Here is a 23,240-nt window from a genome sequence, read left to right as displayed (position 1 = left end):
AGCTTACCTCCCCAGTGAAGGACTATTCCACGTCCTACTTATTGTGCCCGGAATCTGCCGGTCGGCTTTTAAGATGATGAATCCCGCAGCAGCGCAGGCAGCCATTCCCATAACCATAGGCATGGCAGTCCCGTTGTGAAAAAGGCTGATAACTGCAGAAACCACTCCACCCATTGCCATTCGCATACTTCCCAAAAGCGCTGATGCACTACCTGCATTTCTGGAAAATGGAGCCAAAGAGAGCGCAGCAGTATTGGGGCTGTTGAGCCCATGGGCAGTCAGAAAAAGAAACATCAGGCCGACAAGGGTATAGACATTCAGGATTTGGGCATAGATGCCGATGATCAACAGCAATCCGGTAAAAACCTGATAATGCAGGGAGAAATGGATGATTTGCTGGCTCTTGTATTTTCTCAACAGAATATGGTTGAGCTGGGTAGATCCGATCATGGCAAAAGCCAAAATCCCGAAAATCCATCCATAGGTTTGCTCGCTTACCTGATAGATATTCATGAAGACATCCGCAGAACTGGCGATGTATGCAAAAGGTGCCGCTCCAGCCAATCCACCTACCAGCATGTAAACCAAAAACTGACGGTTTTGGAGTACCAGACCGTAGTTTTTCCAGACTTTGGTCGGCTTCAGAGAAACTTCGTGATCGGGTTCGGCACCCTTTGGAAGGACCAGCACAGCTCCAATCCAAATCAATACCGTCAAGATTGCGAGGATGATAAAAACCCAGTGCCAGTTGTAAAAGGCCGTCACATAACCTCCGACGGTCGGAGCTATCATGGGCGAAACCGCAATCACTAAGGTCAAAAGCGAAAGAACCTGGGCGGTTTTTCCTACGGGGAAAATATCCCTGACCATCGCCTGGGCCGAAACCATCCCTGCACAGCCTCCGATTGCCTGCAAAAAACGCATTAAGATCAGGTTTTCGACAGACTGGGAAAGTGCACAACCCACTGATGCCAGGACATAGATACCTAAGCCGACATACAGCGGCTTTCTTCTGCCATATTTATCCAAAAGTGGACCATAAAACAACTGTCCGATCGCTATACCGACCAAATAGCCGGTCAGCGAAAGCTGAATATTGGAAATGGAAGTATTAAGATCCCGGGCCATCTCAGGAAAGCCCGGCAGGTACATGTCAATGGAAAAAGGGCTGATCGTACATAAGGCACCCAGGACCAATACAAGCTTAAAATATTCCCACTTATTGAACTGATTCTTCAAAATAAAAAAAGGATTTTAAATCAATGATATAGAAAGCGAACAGCGCTGATTATTGTAAAGTTCGCAATTGGATGGCAATATCTTTGCCATATTTAAAATCCTGATTTACAGGATTTGGAGACTACAGGGGAGAGGATATGCAATCTATTGGATGAGGCGAATTCTGAGTTTTGATAAATAGGCGATTTTTCCCTTTGAGAAAAGAAGATTTTGTTTTTCAGAAAACGGTTTCCCACAGATTTTCACAGATTAAAATCACAGATGTTAACAGATTTTTATCAACCTGTTTATTTAGTTTTAATGATATGCCTTCAACTGGTAAGTCTAAATGAAAAGTGGGCCGGTGTTTGCCAATCCTAATAGTCCGTTCAAAACTATTCATGGTAATTTAATGTGGAGTTGAGGGAAGATTCATGTACTTCCTTCTATTTTTAAAAATTATGACGGAATCCAGAAGAGAGTTTTTGAAAAAGGCAGCTTTGCTAGGTGGAGCGGTAGGCATTTGGCAGGTTTTGCCTGGATCGATCGAGCGGGCTTTGGCCATCAGTCCAGATCCCGGTACTACATTTTACGATGCGGAACATGTGGTCATGTTGATGCAGGAAAACCGCTCCTTTGACCATTGCTTCGGGACGCTTCGGGGTGTCAGAGGATTTGGCGACCCTCGGGCAATCACCATTCCCGGCAAGTTTCCGGTTTGGATGCAGCCGGATAAGGACGGCAACCGGTTTGGCCCGATGCGACTGGATTTGAACGCAACCAAAGCCACCTGGATGGGAGGCGTTCCGCATTCCTGGACCGATCAGGTGGATGCAAGAAACGAAGGAAAATACGACGGTTGGATTGAAGCCAAGCGTCCGGGCAAAGAGGATTTTCGCCAGATTCCACTGACGATGGGCTATCACACCCGGGAGGATGTTCCATTTTATTATGCTTTGGCCGATGCCTTTACAGTGTTTGACCAGCACTTTTGCGCAGCTCTCACGGGAACTACCACCAACAGGAGTTACTTCTGGACGGGAAAAACCCATGGGGAAAATGGAGAAAAAGCCAAAGTCCGAAACGGAGAGTTGAACTATGAAAACGAAGCGGACTGGACGACTTTCCCCGAGCGACTGGAAGAACTGGGAATTTCCTGGAGAGTCTACCAAAACGAAATCAGTTTAGACACGCTCGTTGAGGACGATTCCCTGTTGTCCAACTTCACAGACAATAATCTGGAGTGGTTCAAACAATACCATGTCTGGTTTAGCCCTAGCTTCTATGAGTTTTTGCAGCATAAGAAAATTGAACTTGAAGAAGAATTTGCCCGAATCGATCGGGAAGGTCTGCCTAAGGATGCGGATGATAAATTCAAAGAAGAACTTCAGAAAAGAAGGGAAGGATTGCCTCTAGTCTTGCAGTACTTGGAAAAGTACGACCCCAAAAACTTTGACAAGGTCCCTGATTTCGAGAAAAGGCTGCATGAAAAAGCCTTCACCGTAAACAGCGGTGATCCCGATTTTCACCGGATCGAAAAGATTAAATACACAGAAAACGGTCAGGAACAGGAGGTTTCAGTACCAAAAGGGGATATTTTCCACCAATTCAGAAAGGATGTCAAGGAAGGAAAACTTCCAGCAGTCACCTGGCTGGTGGCTCCGCAGAAATTTTCTGATCACCCAAGTGCGCCATGGTATGGTGCATGGTATGTCTCTGAGGTGATGGACATCCTGACCCAAAATCCTGAAGTCTGGAAAAAGACCATTTTCATTCTCAATTACGATGAAAATGATGGCTATTTTGACCATATCCCGCCTTTTGTAGCTCCAAATCCCAAGTCCACCGAAGAGGGGATCATCTCCAAAGGGCTGGACGTATCCGGTGAGTTTGTAACCTTGGAGGAAGAATTGAAGGCTGGGTTTGAGGAAGAAAAATCCCGACAGAGTCCGGTTGGTTTAGGGTTCCGGGTGCCTTTGATTGTTGCTTCGCCTTGGACCCGGGGAGGTTGGGTTAATTCCCAAGTTTCGGATATTACCTCAACGATTCAGTTTTTGGAAACTTTTCTCAGCAAAAAGACCGGAAAGAAAGTCGAGGAACCCAATATCAGCAGCTGGAGAAAGACTGTTTCGGGTGATTTGACCTCCGCCTTTAGGCCTTATCTGGGTGAGGCTTTGGAGCGTCTGGATCCTATAGACCGCAATAGTTTTATGCAAAAAATTCACAAAGCCCAATTCAAAGGATTACCTGAAAATTTCATGGCCATTCCCGCCAATCAGGCTAAAGATTGGAGCGAAAGTAGGTTGAGAAAAGAAGGAATTTTGCCCATGCAGGAAGCTGGAACTCGTCCCTCCAATGCCCTGAATTATGACCTTCGGGTATCCGGAAAACTTGAAAATGGGACTTTTACCATAAGGATGGAAGCTTCTAATTCGCTGTTTGGAAAAGATGCCTGGGGAGCTCCTTTTCAAGTTTTTGCTCCCGGTAAGTTTCGAAATGCGAAAAGCGGGGAATGGGAGAACGTGCGGGTATGGAATTTTACGGTTAGTCCTGGAGATGCGTTGGAATACAGCTGGAATCTGGCAGATTTTGAAAATTCGGAATACCACCTGCGGGTCTATGGTCCCAATGGCTTTTACAGGGAGTTTTCTGGAAATGCAGAAAGCAGGGGAGTGGAACTTGATTTTCAGCCCAATTTGAAGCTGAAAGGCCATCGAAAAGTTATCCTGGCTGCCCAAGTTCAGGAAGATTTATCTGTCCAATTAAAAGAGAATGCTTATCGGACCAATGAGAAAGCTTTGGAATTAAAGGCCGGAAAGAAAGTTTCGGAAGCCTTGGATTTCGAATCTTCCCAAGGCTGGTATGATTTCACGGTGCAGGGCCAGGGATTTTCCTGGGCTTATGCAGGAAGATTGGAAAATGGGCTGGAAAGTATTTCAGATCCTTTGTTGGGTGGTGAAGTATAATCAGGAATATTGTGAAGCAAAAAAGGGAGCCAGGCAGCTCCCTTTTTTATTAATCTCCCTGCTTTTCGAGATTTGTTATCTCAATCTCTGGTAGTAGAATTGGAAATCAGACTGAATCGATGAACAGCTCAGATATTCCAAAGATTGCTGATCTGAATCATTTCCCTCTGATGAATCATTGAACCTGCATAGATCACTTTGGATTCAGCATGGGGTGCTATTTTCTGGAAATTTTTAAGTCCCTTGAGAAAATCTGGATGAAAAGTTTCTGAGGTTTTGATTTCGATTGCAATCAACTTTCCGTCTTTTTCCTGAAGGAGATCGACTTCATTTTGATGGGTGTCTCTCCAGAAATAAATAGATGGCTTGACTCCTTGATTTAACTCATTTTTCATGATTTCCGTAATGACCAAATTTTCGAAGATGTGTCCACGTGCAAAATGTAGGTTTAAATCAGCTTCCTTTTTTATTCCCAAAAGGTTACAAAGGACACCTGTATCATAGAAATAAACCTTTGGAGTTTTCAGGATTCGTTTGTTAAAATTCTGATAATAAGAAGGTAGCCTAAAAGCTATAAAGGAAGCTTCTAATACACCTAGCCAGGAATTTATCGTTTTGTTATCCAGCCCCAACTCGTTTGAAAAACTGCTTTGGTTAATTAATTGGCCTGTCCTACCGGCCAGGAGTTGAATGAATTTTTGAAAGGACATCAAATCTTTAACATTCAAAATCTGCCTAACTTCTCTTTCCAGGTAAGTTTGGATATAATTGGAATAATAGTCCAAAGGATCGATGTCGAATTGGTACTTTCTGGGATAACCTCCCGAGACAGCCAGTTCTTCCCATCTTTCAAATTTCTTGATCGGTTCCAATTCCTTCAGAGAAAAGGGCAATAGATTCAGCATGGCCACCCTTCCGGCGAGAGATTGTGTGATTTGTGAGGACAAAAGGAAATTTTGTGATCCAGTTAGGATGTATTGTCCAGGTTTGTTTCGTTCATCAGAAAACACCTGGAGATAGGAAAAAAGCTCTGGAACCCACTGGATTTCATCAATAATGACTCCATTTTGGTAGCTTTTTAAAAAAGACATGGGGTCAGTTTTGGCAAAATCCCTGTAATCGGGAAGTTCTAAATTGACGTAAGCAAATTCAGGTTTGAGGTGTTTTGCAAAAGTAGTCTTGCCGGATTGTCTCGGGCCTGTTATGGCCAAAAAGGGAAATTTGGTAAGAAGATTCAAGGCTTTATCCCTCAAATGTCTATCTAAAAACTCCATTTTGTGAAATTTAGGAATTCAATTCCTAAATTTCACAAAAAATCTAATCTATCAAGTTAATTTCAAAATTTACTGACGTTTTTATTTCATAATTATCGGCAGCACAATCCTACTCAAGCTTTTTCCGCCGTGGTGAATCGAGTTGGTAGCGACCTTTCCTTCGGTTTCATCGTAGTTGTTTCCGCCTGTATTCATGTTTCGGTCGAAGCGTGGGAAGTTGGAACTGCTGACTTCGATGCGGATGCGGTGACCTTTGTCGAAGAAGTTGGAAGTGCTCATCGGGGTCATTTTCACCTCATAGACTTTTCCATTTTCCATCCAGACTTCCTTGTCGTAGCCTTCCCGATAGCGGACTCGCTGGATAGTTTCGTCCAGGTTATAGGCTTTGCCATCAGGATAGACATCGATCAGCTTGATCGTGACGTCAGTGTCTTTGACATCAGAGGACAGATACAGGTAGCTTTCGATAAAACCTGAAACTTCGATTCCTTCCTCCAGCACCTCAGAGGTATAGACCAGGATATCTTCCCGCTTTTCCATTTCGCTTTGATCATACGAACCACCATTGCCGTCGATGGCATTTCCGGTACAGCAGACATTGCCACCGTAGGAAGTCACAGGATTCATCGGATCATATTTGAAGGTGTCCGGAGCGTCTTTCTTCGGCTTTTTGTAGCTGAGTTTGCCGTCGCCATTTAACGTGTTTGCTTTTCCCTCAGAATCCAAATACAGCTCAGTCATCACCGCTTCAGCCGGAGGCCAGACATCTGAAGTTTGCCATTCGTTGGAGCCCATGGTGTAATACTGGACTCTCGGAAGTTCGGAAACGGTCTCATTGTCTTGGCCTTTCAACCACTTGTCAAACCAAGAAGTGATCATTTCATCGTAATTCAGGCGCGCATCGCCGACGCTGAGGTCGCCGACCATCGTATTTTCCGTCGCACGGGTGTAGGAACAGTGGAGGACAGGTGCGATCACCAAGTATTGATTGTCTTTTGCCATTTGGGAAAGGGCATTTTGCCGGGCGTGATTGAAAAGGGCGATGTTTGGCCCAGCCGACACATCAAACCAAGATACAAACCAAAAACTTGGCGTATCAAAAGGCATGTTATCGTGATACAATCCTCCCTGAAACCACTTCGGATCGTTCGGTTTTCGGGTGATCATTTCCTCATAGATTCCTTTCGGTCCATTGGCGGCTTTGATGATATCCTGTACAGGAAGATGACTCAGGCCTTGTTTCCAATCCACTCGGGGATATTCCGGCGACATGTCGTAGAAGCGCTGCAATCTGAGCAGATCTTCCTGAGAGATTCCTGCCGGAAGCTTGGGAGCCATAGGATCATGTTGGACTCCGGCAAGCCAGGCGGTGAAAAGCATCTGTCCGGCACCGCCGCGGTACCAGTTGCCCTGCTCGTAGAAATCGCCTACTTTGCCAACACCCGCACCGTAGCCCTGGGGAACCATCGCTGCCAAAGCCGGATGATCCAATGAAGCGACTGCCATTTGCCATTCTGCAGTGGAGGAGCAGCCTAAAAGACCGACTTTTCCATTGCTCCAGGTCTGCTTTACCATCCAATCCAGTGCGTCGTATCCGTCCGTAAGCGGAACGCCCAAAATATCCCAATCTCCTTCGGAAAAGTATCGGCCACGTTCATTTTGCACCACATAGGCATAGCCCTTTTTCACCCAAGAAAGGGCAGTTTCCATCGTCCGGGTATTCATTTCTCCATTTCCCCAAGTGTTGAAATTGTAGGGTGTCCGGGAAAAAACGACGGGATATTTCCCTTCACCTTTTGGCCTGTAAATGTCAGTCGCAAGCCGGACTCCATCACGCATGGGCATCATGACCTTTTGGTCCACGATGGCCACTTCTTCGAGTTGAACCAGAATTGGTTTTTCCTGCGAAAAAGCCAGCGGGCTTGTTGTCAAAAGCAACAAGGCGATTAAAATTTTAAAATAAGTCTTCATTTGGGTTGGGTTTGGAATTTGAAGATAGAAAGTTCGATTTGGATTAGGTTTCATTTTCCACAAAAGGACAATCGGAAAAGATCATTTGGTCAGAAAAGGTGTTCAATTTCCCCATCGGTTTTTGATTTCCCCCAATCGGGTTAAATTTGCCACCTCAACAATTTTTGAACATGAGCGACAGCCCGATTCCCATCCTGAGTACCTGGGTGGAAGTACCAAAAACTTCTGATTTTACAATTTACAATCTGCCATTTGGCATCTTCAAAAATAAAAAACTCAGCCCCAGAATCGGCATAGCAATAGGAGATAAGATTATCGATTTGAGCATCTTAGATCAGGAAGGATTTTTTGCAAACATGTTTTTACCGGAAGGAATTTTTGTCAAAGATTCCCTTAACGAGTTGATTTCCCTTGGGAAAGTCCAGACCAAAAAGATCAGGGAACGCGTCCAAACCCTGCTTTTAGTAGATAACGGTGAGCTTCGGGATCATTCTGCCCGCGGCAAAGTAATGGTTACACGAAAGGAAGCCGAGATGCTTCTTCCTGTGAAAATCGGGGATTACACAGACTTTTACAGCAGCATTGAGCATGCAACGAATGTGGGAAAAATGTTCCGCGATCCGGAAAATGCACTTTTGCCCAACTGGAAACATCTGCCGGTAGGATACCATGGAAGGGCATCTTCCATTGTGGTGTCCGGCACACAAATCCATCGTCCCAAGGGCCAGTTTAAAGGTTCGGATGGTTTGGATTTTGGGTCAAGTCAAAAGTTGGATTTTGAGCTCGAACTGGCATTTATCACCGGCAAGCCAACCAAGCTGGGAGATTCTGTATCAACAGAGGATGCTGAAGAGTATATCTTCGGATTTGTCCTTTTCAATGATTGGTCTGCCCGTGACATTCAGGCTTGGGAGTATGTGCCTTTGGGACCGTTTTTGGGTAAAAACTTCGGATCCTCCATTTCTCCCTGGGTGGTGACTCTTGAAGCTTTGGAGCCATTTAGATCGGCAAGTCCGCTTCAGGAACCGGAAGTTTTCCCTTACCTGAAATGTCAAAAAGCCCACAGTTTCGATGTCAATCTGGAGGTTTTCATTCAGCCGGATGGAAAAAAACCTTCTAAGGTCTGTACATCCAACTTCAAGTCCATGTACTGGAATGTCGCTCAACAGCTGGCTCATCACACGGTCAACGGCTGCAATATTAACGTAGGGGATATGATGGCATCGGGTACGATCTCCGGCTCAACCGAGGATTCTTTTGGCTCTCTTTTGGAGTTAAGTTGGAACGGAGCGAAGGCTGTCAAACTCGAAGATGGGGAGGAAAGAAAATTCCTGGAGGATGGTGATACAGTCATCATGAAAGGTTTTGCCGAGAAAAACGGCATTCGGGTAGGATTTGGAGAAGTCAGTGGGCAGATCCTTCCGGCCAAGAGTTGATTCGCCGTCGTCCAATAATTTTTTTGAATAAAAAGACCGATGGATCAGGAGGCAAGTAATCCGAAAATCCCTGTCTCACTCAGTTGGTCCGGGGGAAAAGACAGTGCTTTTGCACTTTGGCACCTACTTCAAGATAAGCGATATGAAGTGCTGCGTCTCCATACCACTTTTGGGGAGCAAACCAGACGAGTGGGAATGCATGGAATAGCGGAGGAATTGATAGAAATGCAGTCTGAAGCTTTGGGTCTTCCTCTGGGCAAAATCTATTATCCTGCCAGCGGAGACAATAGTGCATACGAAAAAGCTATCCACGCCTACCTGGACCAACTGGAGGGACTGGGGATTCGGCATATTGGCTACGGGGATATTTTTCTGGAAGACCTGAGAAAGTACCGGGAAGACAAGCTTTCGGCAAGAGGATTTTCAGGAGTTTTCCCCCTTTGGAAAATCCCAACCGGTGACTTGGCAAATGCCTTCATCCAGGCAGGTTTCAAAACCAAAATTTGCGCTGCTGATGCTGATTTGATTTCTGAAGCTTGGGTAGGAAAGGATTTTGATTTCGAATTTTTGAAAAGTCTTTCAGAGAAAATCGATCCCTGCGGCGAAAACGGAGAGTTTCATAGCTTTTGTTATGATGGTCCGATTTTTTCTGAATCCATCCCAATCCAGGTTGAAAAGGTCCTAAGCCAATCCTATGATATCCAGCTTTCCAACGGAAAGAAAGGAAAAAAACACTTCTGGTTTGCTGAAATTCTACCAGTGAAGATTTAAGCATAAAAATCACATCCTATTTTGTTGTATGAATATCCAGCTATTTCTAGATCAGAAATAAACCGATTGGCAGGATGATTTTGAAAAATGCTTGCTTTGAAAAATTATATATTGACATAGATAAGTGTAATTGAAGTCATTTTTTTAAAGTTTTATGGCTTTTTATCTTTTTTAATACTTACTTTAAGTCTCTGGTTAATAAGCTGATTGTTGTGATATCTGTTCGCAAAAAAGCTTAAAGGTTCCCGAATGGGCCCCTAATTGGTTTCTCAACGGGATTTTGTACATGTTCCTCGCTCCAGATTTTTAAAGTGGAGCACTATTTTATCAAATGTTACTTTTCTAAACCCCTACTAACCATGGCCAAAGTTGTAAAAAGCTTATCCATTACTACTCCAATTTTGTTTGCAATGCCCTTTAAAAGTGAATGGGCTCAAAATCCAATCGATCTCAACAAACCTTTGAATAACGGTGATTGGGACGAGGCAGGTACCCTAAAGTTTTCGAGAGGGATAGTGCTGGCAAAAAACGATGCCAAGTTTCTCTACCTGGCGCTGGATCTTACGGAAGACAAAGGGAATGATACCGGTACCAACGACTATTTTTGGCTCAGTTTTGATGTCAACCGGGATCGGGCGATCACCTCTAATCAGGATGTGAACTACGGGCTTTACCCCGGACAGCCGAATAAGCTGGGCAAGCAACTCTACCTTGGCCCTGGCACTTGGACAGGATTGCTACCGGACACTTCGCTCAGCGAAGTGAGACAGGAATTTGGAGCGAGTATGAACTCCTCAGATTCCCATCGGATTTGGAAGTTCAAAATCGACCTGAAAGAAATCAATGTGGCATTATCCTGGCCGCTGAGTACGCCTTATACGTATTTTGGTTTTAGGGTAAAATCCTCAAATCCGGCTTTTACCACAGATTTTCCGGGGGATTTTTACAAGGATTTCTCCAAACTCCGGCAATTGGTCCTGTCCAGAAAACCGGTGATTCCTTCCGTGGATTTGGGTCCTTTGGTAGGAAGCGTGGGCTTGATACCGACCACTAAAATCAATGCTTCAGGGAGGGCAACCACAGATCCCGGATACTTTGTCTTTGTCCAAAATGCTGCTTTTGGTGGTACACTTAATCTCATCGGAAACCGGACGAAAATCCAACAGCTTTGGGACACAGATGTCAAAAAATACAAAGTGGAAATTACCCCTCCCGGTGGCGCAGCCCAGAAACTGATCAGTAACTGGTCGAATTACCGATGGAACGGGAGCACCTATGTGTTGGAATCTTTTGCAGCTTCTGCCCTTGGATTTTATGAATTGGCCAACCCCGGAAATGATTATTCCATTGACGACCTGCTGATCCAGTTTCCTACTTCTGCATTGCTGCCAGGATTGTATCAGATCTCGGTTACCTTCTACAAAAGGATTCTGAATGTGGACGTTCCTAATGCGACCCAGACAATCGGTTTATTCATTGACAACCATCTCCCTGCGGTCAATATTGACAGTATCAAGCACGGAGCGAATGAAGTCTCTGCCTGTGCTATAGAGACCATCGGTGCTGCACCAGACGGACTGAAATTCAATATCACAGGGCATGATCCGGAAGGAAATCTTCTTCAAGTGGGCTTTACAGCTACTTATGGATCAGGACTTTCTACGGGGATATATTCAGAGACTTATGATCCCTCCAAAGGAAATTGGCAAGGATTCACAGCCAAAACAATCCCTGAAACCGGAAACTGGAGGCCTCCACAATCCTGTGCATACAGTTTCATTATCACAGCTTGGGCCCGAACAACCAATGGCTACGGCTATATCGGATATAATTCAACACATCGCAATTTGACGCTTTTGCTGGGTTGATATCACCTGATTTTTAGGGTAAAAGCCATCCTGCATTGTGGGATGGCTTTTTTTTGGGAAAAATCTGGGATCAAAAATTTTTCAAAGTGTTGCATTGGAAACACCAATGCATTTGAAGATCCAAAAGCCAAACTGGACTGTAAAAGTTAAAAACAAAAAGAGAGGAGTCGCGACTCCTCTCTTTTATTCAACAAAGATCAATCATTCGTTTTATTTAAATCCGATTTCCTCCAATCCGGCATGGCTAATTTTAATTGCTTCCAAAGGATCCAAGCCAAACGTATTGTCCTGCTCCACGAGGTAATATTCCATCCCTGACTGCTTTTTTTCAGCCAGAATCCGCTTAAAGTCAATGTTTCCGGTTCCAACCGGCGCAAATTGCCCTTCGTCATTCATGTCCTTCACATGCCAAGCCTTGAATCTTCCGGGATACCTATGGAAGTAAGTTAGTGGATCAACACCTGCCTTTGTCACCCAATAGAGATCCATTTGGAAGTTGACGTGTTTCGGGTCGCAATTATTCAAAATGTAGTCAGTCAGGATAGTCCCGTCTTCCAATGGTAAAAACTCGAAATCATGGTTGTGGTAAAGCAACTTCAAGCCTGCATTGGTACATTTTTCACCGATCGTGTTAAGGATTTCCACAATTTGATCAGGAGTACCGGTCATGCCCATTTTTCGGGTGGCCGGGTCAAACTTGAACATGCCCATCGGGGGAACAGGAATCACGAAATATTCAATTCCAGCAGCTTTTGAGTCTGCAATCAGCTTATCCGCATTTTCCAGATTTACCATGCCCATGTGGGAGCTTTTGGCAGTAAGACCAAGAGATTTCAAATAAGCTTTAAATTCGGCAGGTTCCATGCCATAAAACTTGCCATCTGCATAGCCTGCTGCTTCGACATAGGCATATCCCGCATCGGCAACCGCCTTAAGCGTTCCCTTGGGATCTTTTCCCATGGCATCACGAACAGTGTAAAGGGCCAGGCCTCCAAATTTTTTAGCCTTTGCCTGAGAAACCTCAGAGGATTTTGGTGGGTCCACTGTTTCGATTTTTGGACTAAACGCGGTAAATCCAAGCGTCAGTGCCAGCAATAAAGTAATGGGTCGTTTCATAGGATTTTTGTTTTTGAACAGGGAAAGATACCCAAAATTCACAAAACAGAATGGGGCAAAATGCTTATTGTCTCATGTTAGAGAAAATAGGTTTCCAATCGGAAAAACCACAGCCGATGAGACTGGAAAGGTAATGGTCTTACCCGTTTGGACTTTCGATTCTAGAAGGAAAATGGTGAGAAAAGAGGTACTTACTTTCCGTTGATAAGTTTGAAAAGTAATTCAGGCTCGTCGGTAGTGATGAAGTCAACTTTCAGATCCAAAAGCCATTTCATGTCTTCTTCCTTGTTGACAGTCCAGGCATTAACGGTCAGGCCAAGTTGCTGTGCTTCGGTGATCCATTCAGGCTTTTTTCTAAGAACCCCGATGTTGTAGTCAAAACCAAAAAAGCCGTCTTCCTTGAGTTGGGCAGGTGGTATATTTCCTGTGAGGTAGGCCACATTAGCCTTTGGGTCTGTTGCAATTGCTTTTTTTCCCCCTTCATAGCTGAAGGTGATGTAGTCCACCCACTTTTGGGCTTTCAGTTCCTTTACGGTTTTGACGGACATTTCACCGACTTTTTCGCTTCGCTCCACACTGACCCGGGAAGGCTTGAATTCCAAAATCAACTTGGTTTTCTTTTGCTTCTTGCCTTCTCTCAGGTATTCTTTCAGGGTTGGGATTTTTTCTCCATTGGGAAGCTGTTTGGTCAAAAGCTGCTCGTAAGTGGAGGTTTCGATGTCCATTCCCTGATATTCAGGATCATGATTGACCACCAAAACCTCATCAGAAGTCATCCAGACATCAAATTCAGAGCCTTCACAGCCAAGTCTCACAGCTTCACTGAGAGAGGCAATAGAGTTTTGAGGTATTCCTTGAGTTTTCCAGGCACCCCGGTGTGCGATGACTTTGTTGACATGGAACTTGCCTTGTCCGATTGATGAAAAAGTGATGAAAACCATGGAAAACAGGAGAGTGAGAAGCTTGTGCATTGTGTTTGAGGGGTTATTGAAAATTAAGTCCAAAATATCAAATCCTGATGAAGCTTTGGGCCGATTGAAATAAGTTTACAAAAACTTCATCTATTTAGAGGCGATCAGGGAAAGGTTAGCTACTCTTTGGGTTTTTCGGATGGTTTCGATCCCAAGATTTTATACATGAGCCAACCGATTCCTGCCAGGAAATGAAGGCCCAGGATCGAAACGATGATGATCAGAGTGGTATTGTCTTTCATGGGCTTACGCGTTTTTTCCAATCATAGAATAGGATTTCCAATTCCTTGGCAGTTTCTGGATGTTTGGAAATGACATTTTGGATTTCAGAAGGATCGGTTTTTAGGTTGTAAAGCTCCCATGGGGCATTTTTTCCATGAGTTACCAGTTTCCAGTCCCCTTTTCGTACGGCTCTGCCCACCGACCATTCCCAAAAGATGGGCTTTTCCCGAAGGGATTTTTCACCACGGATGGCGGGTAAAAGACTTTGGCCCTCGGCTGGGAGAACTGATTTTCCGTTGTATTCAGTCGGGTAATCCGCTCCGGCAAGTTCCGCCAAAGTGGGAAGAATGTCGATCAAATGGGCAGGAAAAGGATTAACATCATTTTGATGCCCCAGACCTTTGGGCCAGGAGATGATCAATGGGGTTTTAATCCCGCCTTCAAAAGAGTAGTTTTTGTAAAAGCGAAGTGGCGTGTTACCCACATTTGCCCAATCCGGACCCAAAGAAGTCCAATGGCCTACTGTTCCGATTTTGCCGTCTCCTGGAAGATTGACCATTTCAGCTGAGGACCCATTGTCGGAAAGAAAAATAAAAACCGTGTTTTCCAATTTGCCCTGTGCTCTCAATTTTTGGATGATTTCTCCGATTTTTTGATCCATCCGGTCGATCATTGCTGCATAAACCTCCATTTTCTGCTCTTCGGCTTTTCGAAGGGAATCCGAAAGAGAAGTCCAAGGAACATGCGTTGCTTCGGTCAGAATATTGTTTTCATCGATGATCCCAAGCTGTTTTTGCTTTTCAAATCGTCTTTGACGTATTGCCTCATAGCCTTCAGCATATTTTCCCTGGTATTTGGCAATGTCTTCCGGCCAGGCCATCAAGGGGTCATGGGGTGCGGTGTAAGCTAGAAAAATGAAAAATGGTTTTTCCTCGTCCTTGTATTCCTCGAGCCATTGCAGGGCATACTTGGTAAAGTAGTCTGTGGAGTAGTAACCTTGGGGCGGGGAGAAGGGCTGGTAAAGTTTCCGATCCTCATAAAATGGCCGATCGGGCCTTTTTTGGGCAGGCTGAGGCTCATTTTCCCGCTTAGGTCCGGGATTGAAGTGGTTGGATGCGCCCTCTTTCAGACCAAAATACCGGTCAAAACCCCGGTCCATCGGATGGTCAAAGCCATGGTGCTTTCCGGACCAAAGCGTCCTGTATCCCGCAGATTGAAGAAGCTCGCCCAAGGTAATCCCGTTTTTTAAGGGCTGGAGATAGCTAGCTTCATAGCCTACTTGCTGGGCATACAATCCGGTAAGCAAAGCAGCCCGAGATGGATTGCATTTAGCGGTATTGTACATCTGGGTGAAGCGGACACCGTTTTCGGCCAGCCAGTCCAGGTTGGGAGTCTCCACCTCGCTTCCATAGCTTCCGATATCCGACCACCCCAAGTCATCCGCCAAAATCAAAACGATGTTCGGTTTTTCAGACGTCTTTTCTTCTTTGGTAAGAAAAAGAAGAAAAAGGAGGGTCAAAAAGAGGGGGTAAGCCATTGCCGGTTGTGAAGGAAGGTTAGGTTTTATAAGTTAAGGAAAAGGCCCGGCATTTATCAGCAGGACTCTATTCCTTAATTAGCCAAACCTCCGACACCAAGGTGCCCCAGCCTCCCGAATTCCTCCATTGCTCCACAGTAACCCTGTCGCCATATGCTAAATCTGCGGCTTTCTGAAAACGGATGTGCAATTCTCCGTCTTTGGTCAACTTCCCCGGAATTTCAAAAGTGAAGTGATCGCTCATCTGAAGGGGTATTTCGAGGTCTTGGGCTAGTACCTGTTCATCTGCAAGTATTGTTTCGGATTTCTGGTTCATCCGACTGGCATAGCGATCCTGATACCAAGGTCGGACTAGGGTAAAGCGGATTTTATACTTGGCATTGGGATCGAGATCGCGGTAATGAAGCGTCACTCCCTGAGCCTCATCCTGAGTGAAGTGCATGGAACGCTGACTTGGCCGATTTCCTTCAGAAAGCATCTGCTGGACGTAAGGTTGGCCATGATCGTAAGGATAGCCAAAGACGACATTTGGAGCAGGATTGGCTGTGCCGAGGTTGTCGTACTGACCTCCTTCACCGGGATTTTCATAGTCAGTGATCATCGCCAGGAGTTCTTTTCGGTGTTTTCCTTTGGCTGCAAGAGCACGGTTGAGTTGGCGATCCAGCCATCCCAAACCGATAAAATCATGCTCCAGATTGAAGAAGCCTTCGTTTCTTGAGCCAAACAGCGCATTGCTTTCTTCCCCCAATTGTTTGGCTTCTTCCTTCAATCCAAACATTTCAGGAGATTCCATTTTTTCAGACCTTAGTTTTTGCAGGGCTTGATTAAGGACCTGATCTGAAACTTCCTGTGCTGAACCGGTTTTGACCAATTCTTCCACTTCTGTTTGCAGTTGGATTTGGCGGTTGACCATCAGTTGGGTATAGCGGTCCAGAGCTCCTTTTTGCAGATACATTCTCCAGAGCCAGTTGCTTTTCTTCCAGTTTTCGGGCATTACTTTTCCGGCTTCAGTCACCAATTGGTAGTAGGAAAGGATGCCTTCTTTTTCAGGCAGGGGTTTTCCGGGGATTTCTCCCAGATTTTCTTCCAGTTGGAAGATAGCTTTGGCCATCAGCGGTGCCGCTTCCGGCCCAAACCAATTTTTCGAATAATCATCCACAACATCCTCTACCGAAGTTCGGGGAGCCCAAAGAAGTCGCTGCCACATCCATTGGTTGAAGTGGTCGTGATTGCCTGAGGAGTGGGTAATGTCACCGATACCGTATGGCATCAGATCGTTGAAGACGCGATGATATTGTTTGGGCCAGGCATAGAATGACAGTCGGTTGTATACCTGGGTCAAATATTGATCAGGCCGACGCTCGTAGATGTCATGGCCCCAGTGTGGAGGCAGATCGCCGTTTTTGTCCGCTCTTGGGTACATCTGAACATAGGCATGCTGGGCGTATTTCCAGTGGGTGATTTCATTGTAATACAGGAGCTTGTGTCTCGCAGGCATCTGTCGGGTTATTTCCAGAGGGTACAATCCATACGGTCCAAAACCCGGATACCTGAACAGGTCCATTCGGTGGGTTTGCCGGTGACCTGGCTGCCAGGTGGTCGCGTCCGAACCCGGACCAAAACCCCAAGCCCAAAGCCAATCGCGCGGTTTTTCATTGAGATATTCGAAAATGGCCTCATCATCCGCATTGTCAAACTTCTGGTTGGTGAAGTAGATTCGAGTCTTAGGATGATACTTGTGCATGATATTGGACATTTCTTCCACCAAGTGGATAAATGTCAGTCCATAAGGATCACAACGGTCACATTCACAGCCTCCCCCGTCTCCTCCCTGGAATTTGAGAAAGTCATAAGAGGGGCTAGTTTTTGCAAATTCCTCAAACTTTTGGAGCATGTAAGCTTTGGCCGCAGGGACAGAAGGACAGACATAACCTCCCCGACCAATGGATTCAGAGGCCATCCAAAGTGGGTCTTTGACTTCAGATGCTGTATTTGCCCCAAATCCTCCCTGGGTCATCAAACCAAAAGATTTGATGAAATCATACATCGGTCCCTCATCCACGCTGAAGGTATTGGCGCCTGCAAGTGCATAATCAAGAATGACCCGCTGAGTTTCCTGATCGGTCCAGTCCCGGACTTTCGCCAGGGTTTTTGCCACTCCGCTCTGTCCAAACTGGGTTCCCCGGATTTCAAAAGCAGGTGCGGTCCGGATATTCAGATTGGATGGAAGAGAAATGTTGTCTTTTCCGTAATTGAGCTGCCGAAGTATTTCTCCAACTGCATAAAGGCTTCCACGGTCATCGATTCCTGCTGCCAGCAAAAGATTGGAGTCCAACTGCCTGAGCAAAAAGCCCTCTGGGCCAGGAGCAAGATCAGTCAAAGCCGGAATCCGGTATTTCACGAATTGTTCCTGAATGGAAGAATGGTGCTCGGGTCTGCCTAGCAAAATGACCAAGCCTTTGGCATTTTCCGGATTCTGGGTGATTGCAATTTCGACATCCGATTTTTCAATAATCCGGTCCTTGAGCAAATCCGCAACCAGCTTTTCTACATTTCCGGCTTCTTTTCCAAGTAAGACAGTGACTTGATGATATTCCTGAATTGGTTGCTTTTCAGCCCTAAGTTGAATTGGCAGAAATGCAAAAAGAATCGAGTAGAGAAACAGAGTTTTAAACAGGCTTTTCATAAATGATTTCCGATTTAGGAGAAAAAGGGGAAAGGTGAAGCTGGAATAAATACTGACTTGAGATAAAAAAAGACTAGGCAATAGCCCTAATTCAGAAAATCAAAGTATTGTGTGTGAGAAGTCCAGAAATCAAACCTTTGACAACCTATCACCCCAAAATACAAGTCTTCATGAGAATGAGAATTTCTTTCCTTTTTTGTTTTTTATTCCTTTCCCTTCAGTTTGTCCAGGCTGCATCCATCAACCTGAACAAACTCAATGTGCTCATTTCTGAGGATATCAAACCTCAGGTCAGAGCTTCAGCTTTGGAAATTTTACAGGAGGAAATCGGGAAGCGGAGTAAAATCAGCCTGAGTCAATCTCAGACTTGGAATACAGCTGGAAAATTCACCATCGCACTGGCACTTTCTTCTTCTGCCGAACTGAATGGAAAAAAACTTCCGGTTTCTACCGATAAAAAATCCCCGGAATTTCAACCGGAAGGTTTTCGAATCGTCTTTCAGGACAATGTCATTTGGATCATCGGATCCGACTCCAGAGCAGTGATTTTTGGAATCGGTGAATTGCTGAGAACATCCTCGCTTTCCAAAGGTCAGTTTCTGGTTGACGATCATTTGAACTTTGCCTCTGCACCAAAATATTCCCTTCGAGGACATCAGATCGGCTACAGAAATACCGCCAATTCATACGATGCCTGGACGGTAGAGCAATACGACCAATACATCCGTGAACTGGCTCTTTTTGGCACAAATGCCATCGAAAACATTCCTCCCGACGGTGGAAATGACAACAGCCCGCATTTCAAAATTTCCCGTGAGGAGATGAATGTGAAAATGAGCGAGATCTGTGACAAGTACGACATCGAATATTGGATGTGGACTCCGGCCACTGTGGATCTGACCGATGCGGCCATCCGCACAAAAGAGCTGGATATCCACGAGGCCAACTATCCAAAAATCCCCCGTCTGGACAATATCTTTTTCCCGGGCGGTGACCCAGGGCACAACCATCCCAAAGATGTTTTGCCATTCTTGAAAGACCTTCATGCCCGATTGGTAAAGCATCATCCCAATGCCGGAATCTGGATTTCCCTTCAGGGATTTAGTCAGGAGCAGGTAGATTATTTCTACCAGTATTTGGAACAAAACAAACCGACTTGGTTGCGCGGAGTAGTATCCGGACCGAGCAGCCCGCCGATTTCAGAGACCCGCTTCAGACTTCCAAAGCAATACAAGCACAGACATTATCCGGACATCACGCACAATGTGAGATGTGATTACCCTGCACCGAATTTCGATCAGGCGTTTGCGCTGACCATCGGCCGCGAGGGCATCAATCCCATGCCCGTTTTCTATGCCGGAGTTCATAATAAATATGCGCCTTTCACCGACGGTTTTGTATCCTATTCTGACGGTTGCCACGACGATGTGAACAAAGTCATTTGGAGCCAAAGAGGTTGGGACCCGAACAAAAACGTCCTGGATATCATGAAGGAGTATTCCAATTTCTTCTTCGAGAATAAGCTGGAAGAAACAGCGGCTGAAGGAATTTTGGGCCTGGAAAGAAACTGGGACGGATCAATCATCGACAACGGAGGTATTGAGCCAACTTTGGCCTATTGGAAAAACCTGGAGGCGACCAATCCCCAGCTTTCAAGCAACTGGAGATGGCAGATGTTGGTCATTCGGGCCTATTACGATTCCTATGTCCGTCATCGGAAAATCTACGAGACTGGATTGGAAAAGCAGGCCAACCAAGTGCTCCTTCAAGCCAATGTACTAGGTACAGATGCTGCAATGAAGCAGGCTTTGGATCTGGTAAATCTTGCGGATTCTCAGCCGATTGAGCGGGAGTCACGAAAGAAAATTGAAGACTATGCTCAGGCGCTGTTTACCTCCATCGGGCTTCAGACCTCAGTGGAAAAATATAAGGCAAGCAATTCCCAGCGCGGATGTATCCTGGATTTTGTGGACTATCCGCTCAACAACCGCTGGTGGTTGGCGGATCAGTTTGATTCCATCCGCGGAATGGGTTCAGAAGAACAAAAGCAAGAGTACCTTAATCTGATCGCCAACTGGGAAAATCCGGGTGAAGGCGGCTATTACGACGACGTGTCCAATATCGCCAACAGCCCACACGTGACTACAACGGTGTACGATGCAGTTGATTTTGGCTGGTGGGCAAGTGGATATAGCCGTTGGAGACTTTCCTCGCAGGTTTATCAAGTCAATCCAATTCTGGAGTATGAAGACTTGGATCCAAATGCCCGCTACATGATCCGTGTGACAGGTTACGGCGATGCCTTGATCCGCATTGACGGCAAGCGTCTGGAACCATTGGTATACGAAAAGGAACTGGGTGGATTCAAGGAATTCATCGTGCCGAAAGATGTGGTTGGAGACGGGAAGATGACGGTCACCTTTGACCGCCCTGAGGAATCCCACCTGGCATGGAGACATTATTCGAGAATCTCGGATGTGTGGGTGATTAAGCGATAGGATGGGATTTCGACTGTTGGTTGGATTGTCAACAGTCAACAGACGACGGTCCACCGCAGGGAGGTTTCAGATACAATAAGTAAGAAAAACGATAATGGGTTTAGTGGAATTGGAAGTTCTTAAAACCTGGCCATAGATTTCAAAATGAAAAAAACAGCATTTATTCTTCCACTGGTAGCAATACTGGTTTACTCCTGTCAAAAGCCTGACCAACCTTCCAATGGGAAGCAGCCAGTCTATCAGGATGTGGCCTACCTGCAGGATTATGCGGTGAAGTATTATCATGAGGAAGAAAATCTAGAGTTCAAAAAAGTCTATTCAGACCGAAATGAGGTCATCCAGATCCTGACTTCGAAGGGTCTGATGAACCCAGTGAATGGCCATTTTCAGTATCCAGGCACCCTGCGTCCGGATATCAAATACCTACCGATGGCGGACAAAAAAGTATCGGATTTGATCCTGTACCAAAACCAGTTTGTCTACCTGGACGATGAGGCAGTATTCAGCAATGCTTTTGCTGGCAAGTTGTTTTCCAGACATCAGAGCCCCCAAGCGGATGTAGTTGCGGGTGGTAAGGAGTTTTCTTTTTTGATCGCTTCAGGAAATGCCTATTCCCTGATTAAGGATTCAAAGGCCGTTTTCAGCGGTACTTTGGATTCCCCGGTTTTGGACAGTAAGTATGATGCCAAAAACGGAGTTTTCTATGCACTGACGGCAACTTCCATTTCCCAGATCACTGAAAATGGAGGAGAGAAAAAAGAGATTTACACCGGCACAGGGCTTACTGCATTTGATTTGCTTGCTTCCGGTGAAATCGCCCTGGGCACTCAAGAAGGGTTTTTGGTGATCGATACCTCGGGCAAGAATACCCGACCATTGAATGCCAAATTGCCTTGGACAGAATTGACCGCTGTTGAAGAAATCGACGGAAAGCTGTGGTTCGGTTCGACCAAGGGAGCATTTATGCTAAAAGATGACGGTAAGTTCAATTACTATCATGGTGAAAAATGGCTTCCGGGCAATCAGGTTATCCATATCGCCGAAGGTCCGGAGCAGTCCGTATTGATCCTCACTGACAGAGGACTTGGACAGATTGTCTTCGAAAAAATGACACTGGAGGACAAAGCCATGGTCTTTGAAAAACAAGTCAGACAGCGCCATACCCGTTATGGGATTAACAGTAATGTGAGCCGGGTGCAAGACGGGGATTTGGCCACTGCCCAAAATACCATCGCCGACAGCGACAACCTCTGGACCGGTATGTACATGGGAAGTCAGCTTTTCCGATACCTGGTCACCAAATCCGATGATGCCAAGCAAAATTGCTATGAGGCTTTTGAAGCCATGGAAAGACTGCATCAGATCACTCCGATCAAAGGGCTTTTCGGAAGGACTTACGAAAGAAGCGGCTACTACGAATTCAAAAAGGAATACCGGGATTATGTCGAAAACTACTGGTACGAAGGATATAACAACAACGTCAGCTGGAACCATTCTGCTGATCCCGAGTGGGATTGGAGAGCATCAGCCAGCAGCGACCAGACCGTAGGACAGATATTTGCCCTGATCCTGATGGCGGAATACATCGATGAGGAAGACTGGAAAAACCGGGCCATCACCTTGTTGGACAACATGATGGGCTATATCGTAGCCAACAACTACACGCTGGTGGATGTCAACGGCAAACCTTCCCTTTGGGGCAGATGGAATCCTGAATTTGTCAACCGATTCCAGCCTATGATCGGGGACAGAAAAGTCTATTCTTCCAATCTGATCGCCTTTTTGCAGGCGGCATACAAGTTTACCGGAAAAGAAATCTACAAGGAAAGCGCCGTAAGCCTGATCCATGACCATGGATACCTTGAAAACCTTACTCGTCCTTTCAGCCAGATCAGCAATGCTCCGGCGGATGCGGATGAGTGGAGCAAGATGCTTTCCCAGGAATGGAACCACAGTGATGACGAAATGTACTTCCTGGCCTATTGGGCTTTGTATCCATATGCCTTGAATGACACGCTGAAGCCTATTTATCAGGAAGCGATCAAAGACCACTGGGAATTTGAGCGTCCTGAGAAAAACTCGCTCTGGAACTTCTGTTATGCCATGACTGGTGCGGAAGATTTTGATCTGGAGGAATCAGTCTGGCATCTGAAAGAATTTCCGCTTGATATGGTGGAGTTCAAAACCGAAAACAGCCACCGAAAAGATATTGAGATGATTGAGCCGGGCTTTTGGGGACAGCTTACTGCAGAGGTACTTCCTCCGGATGAGCGACCAGAATTGAAGCACAACAGGAACCTTTTCACCCTGGATGCAGGGGACAGAAAATCCGAACTGAGCGCCGGTGACACCTATTTGCTTCCCTATTGGATGGGAAGGTATCTGGGAGTGATCAGTGCACCGATAAAAGAATAAAAGTAAATATAGTTAATGGGTAGTTTAATTGGTTAAATCCTTCCTCATGTGGGGAAGGATTTTTTTTATAGCTACAATACCTGTTATTTTTATAAGTGCCTGACTTTAAGGGAAGTTTCTTCTGTAAGCCAAATATTGATGAGATGCCAAGAAAGCGGCAAAATTTAAACTTTTAGAAATGCTGACCTATTCTATCTTTTTAGCTTCCTCCAATGAATTACAGTTTGAACGGGAGAAGTTTGAAATTTTCATCTCCCGGAGAAATGAAATTTACAAGACGAGAAATGTCCG

At 45.5% G+C, this 23,240-nt stretch carries 14 protein-coding genes; 6 read left to right on the top strand and 8 right to left on the bottom strand.

Annotated features, from left to right (window positions below; all coding sequences use genetic code 11):
- Positions 1-3: 3 nt before the first annotated feature.
- Complete coding sequence (locus B0E43_RS25480) at positions 4-1,239, bottom strand: multidrug effflux MFS transporter (protein WP_077346825.1); 1,236 nt, start codon at positions 1,237-1,239, stop codon at positions 4-6.
- A gap of 440 nt (positions 1,240-1,679) precedes the next feature.
- Between B0E43_RS25480 and B0E43_RS25475 the strand changes: the two genes are divergently transcribed.
- The gene (locus tag B0E43_RS25475; RefSeq protein WP_077346823.1) at positions 1,680-4,184 is read left to right on the top strand and encodes a phosphocholine-specific phospholipase C; all 2,505 of its coding nucleotides are present in this window, start codon (positions 1,680-1,682) and stop codon (positions 4,182-4,184) included.
- Positions 4,185-4,312: 128 nt separating this feature from the next.
- On the opposite strand, the gene B0E43_RS25470 is transcribed toward B0E43_RS25475, so the two are convergent.
- Both B0E43_RS25470 and B0E43_RS25465 read right to left on the bottom strand, forming a co-directional pair.
- A complete protein-coding gene (locus B0E43_RS25470; RefSeq protein WP_077346821.1) occupies positions 4,313-5,458 on the bottom strand; it encodes an ATP-binding protein in 1,146 nt (381 codons plus the stop codon).
- Positions 5,459-5,539: 81 nt separating this feature from the next.
- Positions 5,540-7,429 carry a CocE/NonD family hydrolase gene (locus B0E43_RS25465; protein WP_077346865.1) on the bottom strand — a complete coding sequence of 630 codons (1,890 nt, stop codon included), beginning with the start codon at positions 7,427-7,429 and terminating at the stop codon, positions 5,540-5,542.
- Positions 7,430-7,599: 170 nt separating this feature from the next.
- On the opposite strand from B0E43_RS25465, the gene fahA reads away from it, so the two are divergent.
- The 3 genes from fahA (at position 7,600) to B0E43_RS25450 (ending at position 11,504) form a co-directional block, all read left to right on the top strand.
- Positions 7,600-8,865: a fumarylacetoacetase gene (gene fahA, locus B0E43_RS25460; RefSeq protein WP_174567127.1), complete on the top strand. Its 1,266-nt coding sequence runs from the start codon at positions 7,600-7,602 to the stop codon at positions 8,863-8,865.
- Between the two features lie 39 nt (positions 8,866-8,904).
- Positions 8,905-9,636, top strand: a complete 732-nt coding sequence (locus tag B0E43_RS25455; protein ID WP_077346819.1) for a diphthine--ammonia ligase — start codon at positions 8,905-8,907, stop codon at positions 9,634-9,636.
- A gap of 359 nt (positions 9,637-9,995) precedes the next feature.
- A complete protein-coding gene (locus B0E43_RS25450) occupies positions 9,996-11,504 on the top strand; it encodes a hypothetical protein (RefSeq protein ID WP_077346817.1) in 1,509 nt (502 codons plus the stop codon).
- 210 nt (positions 11,505-11,714) lie between these two features.
- Here the strand turns inward: B0E43_RS25450 and B0E43_RS25445 are convergent, their stop codons facing one another.
- The 5 genes from B0E43_RS25445 to B0E43_RS25425 all read right to left on the bottom strand — a co-directional run bounded on the left by B0E43_RS25445 (position 11,715) and on the right by B0E43_RS25425 (position 18,036).
- Entirely contained in the window at positions 11,715-12,620 is a 906-nt protein-coding gene (locus B0E43_RS25445; RefSeq protein ID WP_077346861.1) for a sugar phosphate isomerase/epimerase, read from the bottom strand.
- A 191-nt stretch (positions 12,621-12,811) separates the two neighbouring features.
- Positions 12,812-13,591: a glycerophosphodiester phosphodiesterase family protein gene (locus B0E43_RS25440; protein WP_077346815.1), complete on the bottom strand. Its 780-nt coding sequence runs from the start codon at positions 13,589-13,591 to the stop codon at positions 12,812-12,814.
- Positions 13,592-13,710: 119 nt separating this feature from the next.
- Entirely contained in the window at positions 13,711-13,833 is a 123-nt protein-coding gene (locus B0E43_RS25435; protein WP_256386897.1) for a hypothetical protein, read from the bottom strand.
- A complete protein-coding gene (locus B0E43_RS25430) occupies positions 13,830-15,350 on the bottom strand; it encodes an arylsulfatase (RefSeq protein ID WP_077346813.1) in 1,521 nt (506 codons plus the stop codon). The genes B0E43_RS25435 and B0E43_RS25430 overlap by 4 nt, the downstream gene beginning before the upstream one ends.
- Positions 15,351-15,417: 67 nt before the next feature.
- The gene (locus B0E43_RS25425) at positions 15,418-18,036 is read right to left on the bottom strand and encodes a hypothetical protein (RefSeq protein WP_077346811.1); all 2,619 of its coding nucleotides are present in this window, start codon (positions 18,034-18,036) and stop codon (positions 15,418-15,420) included.
- Positions 18,037-18,212: 176 nt separating this feature from the next.
- Here B0E43_RS25425 and B0E43_RS25420 point away from each other — a divergent pair, with 176 nt between their 5' ends.
- On the top strand, positions 18,213-20,534 hold the full coding sequence (locus B0E43_RS25420; RefSeq protein WP_077346859.1) for a hypothetical protein: 2,322 nt from the start codon (positions 18,213-18,215) through the stop codon (positions 20,532-20,534).
- A 144-nt stretch (positions 20,535-20,678) separates the two neighbouring features.
- A complete protein-coding gene (locus B0E43_RS25415; protein WP_077346809.1) occupies positions 20,679-22,949 on the top strand; it encodes a hypothetical protein in 2,271 nt (756 codons plus the stop codon).
- Positions 22,950-23,240: the final 291 nt, after the last annotated feature.

The sequence above is a fragment of the Algoriphagus sp. A40 genome (assembly GCF_002002735.1).
In the GTDB taxonomy this organism is placed as follows: Bacteria; Bacteroidota; Bacteroidia; order Cytophagales; family Cyclobacteriaceae; genus Algoriphagus.
This window is presented reverse-complemented; position numbering and strand designations above follow the sequence as displayed.